12 protein-coding genes are annotated in these 13,821 nt (G+C 73.5%); 6 read left to right on the forward strand and 6 right to left on the reverse strand.

Annotated features, from left to right (window positions below; all coding sequences use genetic code 11):
* Window positions 1-24: 24 nt before the first annotated feature.
* The 4 genes from AC5R91_RS05990 to AC5R91_RS06005 all read right to left on the reverse strand — a co-directional run bounded on the left by AC5R91_RS05990 (window position 25) and on the right by AC5R91_RS06005 (window position 3,664).
* Window positions 25-717 carry an NADPH-dependent F420 reductase gene (locus tag AC5R91_RS05990; protein WP_495396121.1) on the reverse strand — a complete coding sequence of 231 codons (693 nt, stop codon included), beginning with the start codon at window positions 715-717 and terminating at the stop codon, window positions 25-27.
* Window positions 718-792: 75 nt separating this feature from the next.
* Window positions 793-1,197, reverse strand: coding sequence for a PPOX class F420-dependent oxidoreductase (locus tag AC5R91_RS05995; RefSeq protein WP_495396123.1), 405 nt, complete (start codon window positions 1,195-1,197; stop codon window positions 793-795).
* A gap of 221 nt (window positions 1,198-1,418) precedes the next feature.
* Entirely contained in the window at window positions 1,419-2,528 is a 1,110-nt protein-coding gene (locus AC5R91_RS06000) for a Gfo/Idh/MocA family protein (protein WP_495396125.1), read from the reverse strand.
* A gap of 50 nt (window positions 2,529-2,578) precedes the next feature.
* On the reverse strand, window positions 2,579-3,664 hold the full coding sequence (locus tag AC5R91_RS06005) for an MsnO8 family LLM class oxidoreductase (protein WP_495396126.1): 1,086 nt from the start codon (window positions 3,662-3,664) through the stop codon (window positions 2,579-2,581).
* Window positions 3,665-3,784: 120 nt separating this feature from the next.
* Between AC5R91_RS06005 and AC5R91_RS06010 the strand changes: the two genes are divergently transcribed.
* Window positions 3,785-4,399, forward strand: a complete 615-nt coding sequence (locus AC5R91_RS06010; protein WP_495396127.1) for a MarR family winged helix-turn-helix transcriptional regulator — start codon at window positions 3,785-3,787, stop codon at window positions 4,397-4,399.
* A gap of 34 nt (window positions 4,400-4,433) precedes the next feature.
* Here AC5R91_RS06010 and AC5R91_RS06015 read toward each other — a convergent pair whose 3' ends face one another.
* Both AC5R91_RS06015 and AC5R91_RS06020 read right to left on the reverse strand, forming a co-directional pair.
* Window positions 4,434-4,805, reverse strand: a complete 372-nt coding sequence (locus tag AC5R91_RS06015) for a DUF4267 domain-containing protein (RefSeq protein ID WP_495396129.1) — start codon at window positions 4,803-4,805, stop codon at window positions 4,434-4,436.
* 3 nt (window positions 4,806-4,808) lie between these two features.
* Complete coding sequence (locus AC5R91_RS06020; RefSeq protein ID WP_495396131.1) at window positions 4,809-5,654, reverse strand: hemerythrin domain-containing protein; 846 nt, start codon at window positions 5,652-5,654, stop codon at window positions 4,809-4,811.
* A 278-nt stretch (window positions 5,655-5,932) separates the two neighbouring features.
* Here AC5R91_RS06020 and AC5R91_RS06025 point away from each other — a divergent pair, with 278 nt between their 5' ends.
* The 5 genes from AC5R91_RS06025 to AC5R91_RS06045 all read left to right on the forward strand — a co-directional run bounded on the left by AC5R91_RS06025 (window position 5,933) and on the right by AC5R91_RS06045 (window position 13,742).
* Complete coding sequence (locus tag AC5R91_RS06025; RefSeq protein WP_495396132.1) at window positions 5,933-9,703, forward strand: ATP-binding protein; 3,771 nt, start codon at window positions 5,933-5,935, stop codon at window positions 9,701-9,703.
* Window positions 9,700-10,335 (forward strand): LysE family translocator, encoded by a 636-nt coding sequence (locus AC5R91_RS06030; protein WP_495396133.1) that lies wholly within the window; start codon window positions 9,700-9,702, stop codon window positions 10,333-10,335. The genes AC5R91_RS06025 and AC5R91_RS06030 overlap by 4 nt, the downstream gene beginning before the upstream one ends.
* A gap of 120 nt (window positions 10,336-10,455) precedes the next feature.
* Window positions 10,456-10,941, forward strand: a complete 486-nt coding sequence (locus AC5R91_RS06035; protein ID WP_495396134.1) for an aminoacyl-tRNA deacylase — start codon at window positions 10,456-10,458, stop codon at window positions 10,939-10,941.
* Window positions 10,942-11,316: 375 nt separating this feature from the next.
* A complete protein-coding gene (locus AC5R91_RS06040; protein ID WP_495396135.1) occupies window positions 11,317-12,795 on the forward strand; it encodes an ABC transporter substrate-binding protein in 1,479 nt (492 codons plus the stop codon).
* A 5-nt stretch (window positions 12,796-12,800) separates the two neighbouring features.
* Window positions 12,801-13,742 carry a tyrosine-protein phosphatase gene (locus AC5R91_RS06045; RefSeq protein WP_495396136.1) on the forward strand — a complete coding sequence of 314 codons (942 nt, stop codon included), beginning with the start codon at window positions 12,801-12,803 and terminating at the stop codon, window positions 13,740-13,742.
* Window positions 13,743-13,821: the final 79 nt, after the last annotated feature.

Raw genomic sequence — 13,821 nt, forward strand, 5'->3', positions numbered from 1 at the left:
GTCGGGTCCGGCGGGCGGCCGCCCTCAGGCGCGGAAGTCCGCCGGGCGGTCGGGAGAGGCGGCCGCGAGGGCCTTGACGGTCCCGGCGACGTCGAGGTCAGCGCCGTAGACCGGGGTGCCGGGCTGCTGACGCCAGGAGTCCGCCAGCGTGCCGCCGTCGACCGGGTCGAAGCCCAGCTCGTCGACCAGGTCGAACACCAGCTCCTTGCCGGGGCCGTCCGCGCCCGCGATCGGCAGCGCGATGCGGCCCTCGGCGCCCTTCGACCGGCCGCGCTCCAGCAGGTGCTTCCAGAAGATCCCGTTGAACACCTTGATCACCGGTGCGCCGATCCGCTCGGCGACCCAGACGCTCTCTGGGGTGCCGGCCTCGATCGCGTCGAGGCGGCCGTCGCGCTGCTGGGGGTAGTAGTTGTTCGTCTCGATCACCGGCGCCCCCGGCTTCGCCCCCTTGAGGATGCCCGCGGGCAGGTTCGGAACGTTCTTCTGCGGGATGCTGATGATGACCACGTCGGCGTCCTCGGCGGCGTCGGCCGCCCAGACGGCCGCGGCCCCGCTCTGCGCCGCGAGCTCCGCCAGGGTCTGCGGGTCGCGCGAGTTGGCCACCCGCACCTCGTGGCCGAGCTCGCTCAGCCGCCGCGTCAGCGTCCCGCCGATCTGACCCGCCCCGATGATCCCGATTTTCATTGGCCGCGCTCCTCGACGATCGGGGCGAGGCACCGGCGCCTCGCCACGCGCCGTCTCCAACCTTGTCGATCCGGAAACTGTTCCTGTCCGCCCTGCCGCGGCCCGGCCTCAGTCGCGGACGACGACACGGCGCGGATGCAGCACGGCCGTGGTCCGCTCCGGGTCGAGGGCGCTGAGCCGGGCGAAGTCGGCGCCGTAGCGGTCGGTCATGCGGGCGAGGACGGACTTGTCCGGGTCGGGCACGAGCTCGACGTCGGCGCGGATCTCCAGGGTGCGCCCCGGGTTGGTGGGGTCGAACACGAACAGGGTCGCCACCGGGGTGCGTCGCAGGTTCGCCAGCTTCTGGCGGGTACTGATCATCGAAACCTTGACCGTCGGCCCGTCGGGGAGGAACCAGACGGCGGTCGACTGGGGCCGACCGCCCGCGCCGATCGTGGTCAGGACGCCGGTCAGCGGGTTGTCGATCAGGTCGCGGTGGGAGGCCGGGAACTCGGCCGGCTCGGGTGTGCTCACCCCTGTATGCCTACTCCTCTGCCCGCCCCGCGCACCGGCGGGGCCGGGCGCCGCCGCCCGGGCGCCCGGTCCGCCTGACGCGACGGCCCACCATCGTGTCGACGTGGATGCCCGCCCCGCCTGCAGCCTCAGCCGGGACGTGCAACCTCAGCCGGGACGTGCAACCTCAGCCGGGACGTGGGGCCTCAGATGGGACCTGCTGTCGCAGACGGGAGAGGACGTCACTTATCGGGCACCTGGACGCGCCGGCCGGTGGCGGCGGACCGGGAGACCGCGTCGAGGAGCTGGTGGCGGCGCAGCGCGTGGGTGAAGTCGGGCGCCACGTCCGTGCCCTCGGCGAGATCGCGACGGATCTGCGCGTAGGCGTGGGCGACGGCGCCGGCCGGCTGCCCGGCAAGGGCGGGGTAGGCGTCGTAGGACGCCGGCGTGGCCAGCTCGGCGAGCGGCTCGCCGCCCTGGGAGCCGAGGATGGTGATCTGCCCGTAGTTGAGGCTGCCGGTGGACGAGGTGACCTGCAGGTCGCCGTCGGTGCCGTTGATCTCCCACAGGAAACCGGTGCCGCGCGGCGTCCCGCCGCGCAGGTGGATGCTCGCGACAGCCCCGCCGACGAGGGTCCCGGAGACGGCGATCTGGTCCTCGGCCGTCATCGGGACGGACGCGCCGGTCTCGGCGTTGCGGACCTGGGGCCGCCGCGTCGCGGTGGTGGCGGCGACGTCGGCGAACTCCCCCAGCACGCTGGTGACGGCGTCGGCGGTGTGGCCGAACGGGATCGTCAGCAGGGTGGCGCCCAGGTCGCGGTCGAGCAGGTACTCACCGCCGGGGTGGATGACCGGTCCCCACACACCGCCGTTGCCCACCAGCGTCGTCGACAGCACCTCGCCCACGTACCCGTCGGCCACCAGGTCGCGCAGGTAGCGCACCGCGGGGGCGAACCGCCCCTGCAGTCCGATGAACGACCGCACGCCCGCGGCGGCCTCGACCAGTTCCCGGACCTCGTCCAGACCGTTGGCCAGCGGCCACTCGCACAGCACCACCTTGCCCGCCGCCAGTGCGGGCAGGACCAGCTCGCGGTGGCGCGGCACCTTCACCGAGACGACGACCAGGTCGACGTCGTCGCGCCCGGCCAGCTCCTCGACGCTCCCGCTGGCCGCGGGCACGCCGTGGGCCTCGGCGGCGGCGCGCGCGGACTGCGGGCTGCTGGCGGCGACCGCCCGCAGCGCGAAGCCGTCGACGGCGGCCAGGGCGGGCAGGTGCGCACCGGCCGCCCAGCCGCCGTTCGCGCTCAGGCCGACGATGCCGACGCCCACCGTGCGTTCGAGATCCGATGCCATTTACATGTCCACTTCTTGGTCGGGGTGACACCCGGTCGGACTGCCGTCACTCAGGTCGGGATGTCACTCAGGTCGGGATGTCGCTCGGTCGGGGTGCGCGCCGCCGGCGCCACGACCGCGGCGGGCCGGAGGTCGAACATGGCGGCCAGCAACTCGTGGGAGCGGCGCCGGTCGGCGGGGTCGGCGATGAGGTTCTGCACCATCAGCTCGTCGGCCCGGCTCTCCGCGAGCATCCGCTCCAGCGTGGCCCGGACTCCGTCGACGTCGCCGGCCACGAACTGCGGCCACCGCCCGTCGACGATCCGGGTCGGCTGTTCCTGCTCGGCATCGGTGAGCTCCGCGGCGGCCTCGTCGGCGCTCGGCAGCACCGCGTCGCCTCCCTGGCGGCGCAGCCGGGCGTAGAAGCCCTTCGCCGAGCCGACCAGCCGCCGGGCCCGCGCCTCGGTCTCGGCGACGGTGACGTTCACCGCCAGGATCGACCGCGGCTCGGCCAGCCCGAACCCCTGGGGACGGAACTGCTCGCGGTAGCGCCGCAGCGCCGCCGCCGCGCCCCCCGGGTTGATGAAGCCGGCGAAGGCGTACCCGATGCCGAGCCCGGCCGCGAGGTTCGACCCGGACGGGCTCGACCCGAGCAGCCAGGTCTGCGGCACCCCGGGCATCGACGGGATCAGCGGGTTGCCGGTGAACGGATGCCCGGCCGGGAACGCCTCGTACAGCCAGGCCAGCGTCTCGGCGACCTGCTGGGTGTGGTCGTCCTGCGCCGGCTGCCGGCGATCGCGCCGCAACGCCATGTCGATGACCGGCCCGGCGGTCGCCCGCCCCATGCCCAGGTCGACCCGGCCCGGGTACATCGCCTCGAGCTGGGCGAACATCTCGGCGACCTTGAACGGGCTGTAATGGTTCATCAGCACCGTCCCGGACCCGATCCGGATCGTCGACGTCCGCGCGCCGGCGGCCGCGATCAGCAGTTCCGGGTGGTGCGACGCGCCGGACCGGCTCAGGTGGTGCTCGGCGAACCAGACCCGGTGGAAGCCCCAGGCCTCGGCGTGCCGGGCCGTCTCGACCGCGTCGACGAGCGCCTGCCGCTCGTCCGTGCCCGGCGCGACGGTGCCCAGCTCCACGATGGACAGCTTCACCCGCGGCCTCCGACGGCGTCGTCTGCGGCAAGGGCGGCGATGCTCACCACTCCACCGTAGCCGATAGTTGGTTGGTCCCAACTTGTGGTCTCACGCCGCGCGTGTCTCTACCGTGGACCGATGGACCCCGCGCCCGCGCCCGCGTCGCCGCCCACCCTCGCCGCACTCGAGCGGGCCCTCGCGAACGTGGCGCGGTTCCTCGCCGACCGCGCCACCGTCGACGACCTCGCGCGGCGGTCCGGCTTCGACCTGCCCGCCGCCTCGTGGGCACTGCTGGAGTACCTCGACGGGCGTGGCCCCATGCCCGTCTCCGCGGTCGCCGCCTGCCACGGCGTCGACGTCTCCTCGGTCACCCCGCGGATCAAGCGGCTCGAAGGCGACGGCCTGATCAGCCGGCGGCGCGACCCCCGCGACGCTCGCGTCCACCTCATCCACATCACCGACCGCGGCCGGCACGCGCTGGACAGCGTCCACGCCGCTCGCCGCGACCTGCTCGGCTCGGTGATCGCCGAGCTGGACCCGACCCACGTCGGCATCGCCGCCGAGGTCCTCGAGCTGATCGCCGATCGGCTCTCCACCACGCGGCGACGCATCGACGCCCAGTCCCCGGATGGTGCGAGTCCGAATCCGCCCGGCTTCGGGCCAGGAGACGATCCGGGAGATCTCCCGCCGACGCCGGCGGAGGCCGGCCGGGCCCGGCACCCCGGCGAAAGGTCGGAGTCGATGCCCACCTGACGTCGGCGTCGCCGCCCCGGCCGAGCCGAGTCCGTCAGGCCAGCAGGAGAACCGCGGTGATGAGCAGCAGCACCGCCGTCAGCCCATGGATGGCGTAGGCGGTGACCTTGGGCCCCTGGTGACGCAACACGATCAGGGCGTCGCCCAGCGGGACGACGGTGACCGTGAGCATGAACCAGCCGACCGCCTGTTGGGTCGAGGCGAGGATCAGGGCTATCGGGACGAGCCCCGACGCGATGTCCCGGATCCCCTTGACCGCGAAATAGGCGTCGGCCTGGCCGATGTCCGCCGGCACGGCGACACCGAAGGCGGCCGCGGCAGCCCGGGGTACGAGCAGAAACCGAATGCCGATGAAGATGATGGCGACACTGACGATCCACGAGAGCACATAGGCAACGGTTGTCATGATCTACCGCGCCGACCTGGCCGCGGCAGCCGCCCCGTCGACGGCACTCGCCTGGCCGGCGCCGGACGACTTGTCGGCGGCGGACGACTTGTCGGCGGCGGACGACTTGTCGGCGGCGGACGACTTGTCGGCGGCGATGGCGGCGGGCCGGTAGTTCCCCCGGATCCGCCGCACGTGGGCCGAGTAGAGGATCCGGCCGACCGAGAACCAGATGATGCGGGCCGGCAGCGGAAGCCCGGCGAGGAACGCCTTGCGCTCGTGTGGCTGCGCGTCCTCCAACACGGCGCCCAGCAGGGTCAGGATCGCGTCCTTCGGGGTGTTGGCGAGGAAGTGCTCGCCCTGGGCCGCCCATTCCGGCACGCTGAGATAGTCGGCGGCGAGCGGCAACAGGTGCGATTCCTCGTCGTCGAGATGTTCGATCAGTGCCGCCCGATGCTCGACGAGAGCCTCGACGAGGGCGTCCCGATCCGACCGATCCGCGGTGGCCTCCCAGGCGGCCAGCGCGGTCTCGGCCCGGGCGAGGCTCGCGGCCACCTCTTCGTGCTGGGCCTCCATCCGCAGCACGACGTCGGCACCCAGATCCAGACGGGCCAGCAGCAGCGGCCAGACCAGCTCGTCCTCACCGTGGTGGTGGACGCCGAGGCCCAACTGGTACCACCGGAAGTAGCCGGCGAGGACCCGCGCCCGGGCGGTGTCGCCCGCGGGAACCCGGGCCGTCAGCTCGGCCAGCAACCGCGATTCGCGGCGGAACGCCCGGTGGATGATCCTCATCTCCTGGGTGTTCGGGCGTTCGGTGTCGGTGTCGGTGTCGGTGTCGGTGTCAGGGTCGGGGGCTGCGGAAGTGGTCACGGTATTCCTCCCTCGGCCGCGGCCTTTCCGGGTCCGCGACCTTTCCGGTGCGCGGCCCTGCCGGGCCGCGTTTGAGCTGTTCGGCTGTGCTGTTCGGTTGAGCTGGGATCAGCATCGGAGGCGGCACTTGGAGCGCTCGTGGAGCTGAGTTGGAACCGTCTCGCCGGTTCGCCAGATGGACAGGCCGGACGGACGGGACCCGATGGACATGACCCGATGAACGGGGCCAGAGGAAGGGGACCAGAGGAACGGGACCGGATGGATAGGATCGGTACGCGATGGTCCGGATCCGAGTGCTCGGCCCGCTGGCGGTCGAGGTGGGTGGACGCGCCGTCGCCCTGGGCGGGCCGCGGCAACGGGCGGTCCTCGCCCGGCTCGTTGTCGCCCGCGGTGAGCTCGTCTCGGTGGACAGGCTGATCGAGGACCTGTGGCGCGGCGAACCACCCGCCAAGGCCGTGACCTCCCTGCAGTCCTACGTCTCCAATCTGCGTCGGTTGCTGGAGCCGGCCCGGCCGCCGAGGACACCCGCGACGGTCCTCATCAGCGCGAGCCCGGGCTATGCCCTCGCGCTTGGCCCGGAGGCGGTGGACGCCTGGCGGTTCGAATCGCTGCTGCGCGAGGCCCGGCGGAACGCCGCGGCCGGCACCGGCTCCCGGGCGCTGATTTCCGAGGGGCTGGCCCTGTGGCTCGGCGACGCCTTCGGGGAGGTCGCCGACGAGTCCTGGGCCATCGCCGAGACCTCCCGGTTGGCGGACCTTCGCGTCGAGGCTCGGGAGATGCTTGCCGCCGTCGAGCTGCGCGAGGGCAACCTGGCCGCCGCCGTGCGGCTCGCGGACGCGCTCACCCGGCGCGAGCCGCTGCGGGAGGAGGGCTGGCGCCTGCTGGCCCTTGCCCTGTGGGGCAGCAACCGGCGGGCCGACGCCCTCGACGCGTTGCGCCGCGCCCGTCGGCGGCTGGCCGAGGAGCTCGGCCTGGACCCAGGACCCGAACTCGCCCGGCTGGAGGAGGCCATCCTCCGGCAGAACCGCGAGATCCTCCACGCGGCGCTGCCCCCCTCAGCGCCGCAACCGCCGACTCCACCCACTCTGCCGCCATCCCCCACACCCCCGATTTCGCCCACACCCCCGATTTCGCCCACACCCCCGATATCGCCCACAGCGCCGACACCGCCCACAGCGCCGGCATCCCCGCCCGCGGCGGCCCGGTCGGCGATGCCGGCACTCGCGGGAGCACCCGAGCCCGCCGGATCGTCGGAATTGGACGGATCAGCTCCACCGTCCCCGGCCGGCGCTCCAGCCGCCGAGCTGTTCGCCGGCCGTGAGCGGGAGCTCGCCGCGCTGGCGGACCTCGCCGCCGAGACTGGCGCCGCCGAGACTGGCGCCGCCGAGGCTCGGACCGCCGGCGTTGATGTCGGCCGCGCGAGGATCGCCCTGATCAGCGGCGAACCGGGGGCCGGGAAGTCGGCGCTTTTACGGCAGGTGCGCCGCAGGCTGGCCACGTCCGGGTGGTTGGTCGTCACCGGCCAGTGTCTCGAGGCCGAGGGTGCTCCCCCGGCCTGGGCGTGGCTGCAGGCCCTGCGCGTCCTGGCCGACGCCGCTCCCCCTCCGGCCGCACTGGCCGAACTCCTCGAACCTCTCCTCTCGGACCAGCAGCCCGACCACCTACCCGGCCACCCGCCCGGCCAGCAGCCCGACCACCTACCCGGCCACCCGCCCGGCCAGCGGCCTGACCACCCGCCCCGCCACGAGCCGGTTCGCGAGCCCGGCCAGCAGCCGACCGACACGGACCGGCGAGACCGCGTCGACGCCTCCGCGGGCCGGTTCCGACTGCACCAGGCCGTCATCGCATGGCTACGGATAGTCGCCTACCGGAAGCCGGCGGGACCACTGGCGATCATCCTGGACGATCTGCACTGGGCCGACGCGGAAACCCTGGCGCTGCTCAGTGCGGTCGGCACGCAGGTGACCGACGCGCCGATCCTGCTGCTGGCGGCCTACCGCGACGGGGAGATCGGCCCGGCCCTGGCCGACGCACTCGCCGGGCTGGCCGCCCGGTCGCCACGGCGCCTGGCGTTGGGTGGCCTGTCGCGGGAGGCGATCGCCGACGTCGTCGCCGCGGTCTGCCAGCGACCCGTCGACGCCGACACCATGCTGGCCCTCGCCGAACGCACCGGAGGAAACCCGTTCCATGTGCGGGAGAGCGCCCGCCTGCTCGCCAGCGAGGGGGCACTCGTCGCGCTGTCCGAGGTGCCGGACGGCGTACGCGACGTGCTCCGCCGACGGCTCGCGCGCCTGCCGGAGGCGTCGGTGGCGGTGCTGCGACTGGCCGCCGTCGCCGGTCGGGAGGCCGACGTCGAGGTGCTCATCGACGCGGCCAGCACCGACGAGGACGGCGTGCTCGACGCCCTGGACGCCGGGCTCATCGCCGGCCTGCTCACCGAGCCCGCACCGGGTCGGGTCCGGTTCACCCACGCCCTCGTCCGGGACACCCTGAGCACCGACCTCAGTCGGCTGCGCCGCACGCGCATGCACGGCAGGCTCGGCGCCGCCCTCGAGCGGCTGCAGCCCGACAACGTGCCCGCGCTGGCCCACCATTACCTGCGGGCCGCCTCGGCGGCGACGGCACGCCGCGCCGTCGACTACGCGGTCCGGGCCGCCCAGGCCGCCGAGCGCCGCTACGCCCACGACACGGCGGCGGAACTGCTCGCGGGCGCGCTTGACGGCTTCGACCGCATTCCCGCGGACGACCACGCCTCTCGGGACAATGATCGCGACGCCGAACGGGTGCTGCTGCTCGGCCGGTTGCTGCGGGCGCAGGTGCGCGCCGGCGCGGTGGCGGCCGCGCGCACCACCCGGCAGCGGGCCGTCGACCACGCCGAGGCGGCCGGTCGTGAGGACCTGCTGATCGCCGCCTTCACGGCCTGGACCGAACCGACCCCCTGGCAGAGCCGTCCCTACGGGACCGTGGACACGCCCGTCGTCGCGGTGCTCACCCGCCTGCTCGAGCGGCGCGGTCTCGACGCCGCCGTTCGCTGCCGGCTGTTGGACGCCCTGACCACCGAGCTCGCCGGCGAGGACGACGCCCGGCCCCGCCGGGCCGCCGAGGAGGCGGTGGCGCTGTCCGCCGACGTGGGCGATCCCGCCCTGCGCGCCCTCGCCCTCACCGCGTTGGCCCGGGTGCGCAACAACGAGTCCGACTGGCCGGAGCGGACCCGGGTCGGCCAGGAGCTGATCGCGCTCGGCGTCGGGCACGACCTGCCCGCCTACCACTCCTTCGGCAACTTCATCCGGGCCATCGCGGCGGTCGCCGACTCCGATGTCGCCGGCGTCCGGCGCTTCGTCGCCGACGGGATGGAGCTCGCCCGCCTGTACCGGATGCCGGAGGCCGAGGGCGTCGGCGCCTACGGGCAGGCGATGCTCGCGCACATCGCCGGCGACCTCGACGACGCCGAGCGCCGGTACACCGAGACGACCGCCCGGATGCTGCGCCACGGGTCGATCCACGCCGCCGGCTTTCAGCTCCTGGCCGTCGCCACGCTGCGCCTGACGCAGGGCCGGATGGCCGAGTTCGCCGCGCGCGCCGACGATCTGCTGGCCGCCCACGGGCCGGTCGTGATCGACCTGCTCACGCTCGCCCTGGCCCGCGACGGCCGGCCGGCCGAGGCCGCGCGCATGCACGCCGGAGCTCCGGCACTGCGACCCGACTTTCTCTTCTCGACCCTCGGTATCCTGCGCGCCGAGGCGGCCATCGCCGTCGCGGACCGCCCGCTCGCCCGCGCGATGTACGCCGACCTGCTACCGCTGCGCGGGCAGTTGCCCGGCACCCTGAGCCTGTCGCTGGCGCTGCGACCGGTCGCCCACACCCTCGGCGCCCTCGCCGCCTTCCTCGGCCGGTACCCCGACGCCGCCGACCACTTCCGGCAGGCGCGCACGGTCGCCGAACGCTGGGGTGCCACCCACTGGGCCGACGAGGCCCGCCGCGCCCTCGCCGCGATGACCACCACCGCGATGACCACAACCGCGGGGACCGAGACCGAGGAGTTCCCGTGATCGACACCCAGCGGTTCGCGTCCTTCCTGCTGGTAGTGGCCACGCTGATCGTGGTGCCCGGGCCGAGCGTGCTCTTCGTCGTCAGCCGGGGTGTCTCGCTGGGACGGCGGGCGGCGGTGTTCACCGCGTTCGGCAACGAGTCGGCGATGCTGGTCCAGGTCATGGCGGTGGCGTGCGGCCTGGGATTCGTCGTCGAACGCTCGGTGGTGGTGTTCTCCGTGCTCAAGTTCGCCGGCGCCGGCTATCTCGTATGTCTGGGCTGGCAGGCCTGGCGGCATCGCGCCGAGCTCACCGTCGCGATCGCGGGGCCGACGTCCTCGTACACGTCCCGCCGCATCCTGCGCGACGGCTTCGTCGTGGGAATCGGCAATCCCAAGGGAGTGCTCATCTTCACCGCGGTGCTGCCGCAGTTCGTCGACCGCTCGGCCGGTGATGCGCCCGTCCAGTTGCTGTTCCTCGGCCTGATCTGCGTGGCGATCGCCCTGGTTTCGGATGTGTCGTGGGGACTGCTCGCCGGAACCGCCCGCACCTGGCTGGCGCGGTCACCGCGCCGGTTGTCGGCCATCGGCGGGGCCTCGGGCGTTGTGATGATGGGACTGGGTGTGAAGCTGGCCGTCAGCCGCCGACCCTGACCGCACACCCGTAGCCGGCGGCCGGCGGCCGGCGGCCAGAATGAAGGAGCATCGGAATACGGTGGTCCGGCCGGCGTATCCGGACGGCAGGTTCCGCGTTCCGTCGAAGAAAGGCCCGTCATGTCCGACCTGGGGTGCCGACCGGACGGAATTTCGTCCCCGGAACAGGTGCTCCTGGCCGCCGGAGTGCCCTTCACGGCAGTGGATCACCAGCCGATCGTCGGGCCGGCGGACGCGGAGCTGCTGGGCTTTCCGACCGAGCGGCTCCTGAAGACGATGGTGTTCAGGAATGCGGACCGCGGTTTCGTCCTCGCCGCACTCCCCGTCACCGGTCGGGTCAACTACGGCAGGTTGGCCCGGGCGGCGGGAACCTCCCGCGCGAAACTCAGCCAGGCGGCTGCGGAGGACCTGCGGGACCTCGGCATGGAGCCCGGCGGGGCGAGCCCGGTGTGCGCGGTCCCGGGAGTGGTCGTGGTGTTCGACACCGCCGTCCGGCGGATGGGCGTCGTCTGCTGCGGCAGTGGGCGGGCCGATCGCACCATCCAGGTCGACGTCGGCCATCTGATCGAACTGGTCAAGCCGATCTTCGACGAGCTGTCCCGGTGAGGGCGAGCCCCTCTCACCCCTGACGTCGATCGCCGCTCGCCTACTCCCCGTCACCGCAGGCGATCCGGCCAAGAACCCGACCAGGGAAGACCTCGCCAGGCGAAGGCGGGCCCGGCAAATTCGTTGCGGAAAGTGACGGCCATCCGTTTCCCCTCCGTCGTGGGCCGTTCACCTCCGCATCGGACGCTAACCCATGTAACGACGAACCGGGAGCGCACCCATCCCCGGAACAGACGTACCTGGAGTGCCTGCCGTCGGACCTCGGCCCGTCGCCGGCCATCGATGGAGCCACCTGGACCCGACGGGGCCGGGCCCGATCAGCGCCGATCGGGGCCGTCCCGGGTCCGGGCCGGCGCCCGCCCTCTCCCAAGGAGCATGCCCGTGGCTCGACCACGCCTGGCTCGTGAACGCCTGGCTCGTGAGCATCCGGCTGGTGAACACCGGCCCCGGCTACGACTGCCCCAGCCGCGACTGCCCCAGCCGCGACTGCTGCGCGCCGCCGCCGCGGTGACGCTGGTGGCGGCGCTGGCCGCCGCGTGCGCGACGGACTCGTCCACGTCCGACTCCGCCCAGGCCCCGGCCGGCGCGACCGGCACGATCCCGCAGCTCGCCGCCGACCAGAAGGTCTCGATCGTCTACGAGACCTACAACCTGCTGAGCACCGGCACCTGGAAGCCCGTGGTCGAGGGCCTCATCGCACAGTTCGAGAAGGAACACCCGAACATCACCGTCAAGGGCCAGCCTCCGCAGGGGGTGACCAGCGGCAACGAGTACACCACCAGCATCAAGAACCAGGTGCTGGCCGGAAACCCGCCGGACGTCGGCCAGATCACCTTCAACGCGCTGCGGTTCGCGGCCACCAGCCTGGGCGCCGCGCCCATCGACACCCTGGTCGGCAAGGACGCCCTCGCCGCGAACTACGGCGGCGCGCACCCCTACGCCCCGGCCGTGCCGAAGCTCGGCGAGGTCGACGGCCGCACCTACGCCGTCCCGTACGTCTTCTCGACGCCGGTGATGTGGATCAACAAGACGCTGTTCGCGCAGGCCGGTCTCGACCCGGCGAACCCGCCGAAGACCTGGGCGGACGTCAAGGCCGCGGCGCTGGCCATCAAGGCGAAGACCGGCAAGGAGGGCGTCGAGGTCAACTGCCTGACCAAGCAGACGGTGGACTGGTGCTGGCAGTCGATGGTGCTCTCCAACGGCGGCCGGGTGATCGCGCCGGACGCGAGCAAGCTGACCTTCGCCGACGCGCCCGCCGTCGAGACCGTCTCGATGTCGCAGGACCTCGTCCGCAGCGGGGCGATGCCGAACCTCGACCAGCAGCAGGCGCTCAAGGCCTTCACCAGCGGGCAGCTCGGCATGATGGTCGAGAGCAGCGCCGTGCAGGCCGCCCTGATGGCGGGCGCCAAGGCGAACAACTGGGAGCTCGGCGCCACGGGTGAGCCGGGCTTCGGCTCGAAGCCCGTCGTCCCCACCAACTCGGGCTCGGCCCTGGCCATCTTCAGCAAGGACCCGGCCAAGCAGCGCGCCGCCTGGGAGCTGATCAAGTTCCTCACCAGCGACCGCGCCTACACCCAGATCTCCTCGAAGATCGGCTACCTGCCGCTGCGCACCGGGCTCATCGACGACCCGAACGGCCTGCAGGCGTGGGCGAAGGCGAACCCGCTCATCAAGCCCAACCTCGACCAGCTCACCCGGCTCCAGCCGTGGGCGGCCTTCCCCGGCGACAACTACCTGCAGATCCAGGACACGATGATGACTGCGGTCGAGGGCGCCGTGTTCAGCGGCAAGGACCCCGCCTCCACCCTGGCCGGCGCCCAGAAGCAGGCCACCGACCTCATGCCGGCCCGGTGAACCCGATGACCACCCAGGCTCCTCCCACCCAGGACCGTCCCACCCCCGCCTCCCCCGGCGCGGAGATCGTCGCGGCGCCGCCAGCGCGACGCAGCCTGCCGCTGCCCGGCACGATCAACCTGCGTGACGTCGGTGGTTACCCGGCCGCCGACGGCCGGACGGTCCGGTGGCGCACGCTGCTGCGCTCCGGCGCCCTGCGTGGCCTCGACGGGCGCGGCCGGGCGGTGCTCGCCCAGATCGGCCTGCGCAGCGTCGTCGACCTGCGCGAGGACGCCGAGGTCGAGCACGACCCGGACGCCCTCGGCCGGCTGCCCGCCAAACACCGCCGAGTGCCGATCTTCACCCTGCCCGCCGCGGCGCAGGCCGCCGTGGGCCAGGCGGCCGACGGCGACGGCGCGGGCGAGTCGGCGGCCGTCGGCGCCGCCGCCGGCATGGCGGCCGTGCGGGCCGCGGGGGCCGACGGCGATCTGGCCAGCGTGTTCGACTTCGCCGTCGACCAGCGCGGCAGCCGCCTCACCGCCGCGGTCGTCGCGCTCGCCGCGCCGGGCGCACTGCCGGCGATCGTGCACTGCAGCGCCGGCAAGGACCGCACGGGACTGGTCATCGCGCTGGTCCTCGACCTCGCCAGGGTGCCGGCCGAGGTGATCGCCGAGGATTTCGCGTTGACGTCCTACTTCCTGCGCGACGAGGCCGCCGCCGCCGTCCTGCGGATGTCGGCCCGGTCCTCGGCGGACGGGGCCGCGGTGGCGCCGGCCATGCTGGCCAGCCCGCCGGAGCTCATCCTGCGCGCGCTGGACCGCATCCACGCCGGCTTCGGGGACACCCGCTCGTACCTGCTGGCGCACGGCGCGACCGCGCACGCGCTGGACCGCCTGGTCGACGCGCTCCTGGTTCCCACGGAGCCGGACGACGACGACGCCCCAGCCACCCCAGCCGCCGACCGGTAGCGACAGCCACCGCCCGCCGGCCACCTACCGGCAGTGGCCGGGCGCCGCGCACCCGACGCCCGGCGCCCGGCCCTGCCCC

This window comes from Frankia sp. BMG5.60 (assembly GCF_059428125.1).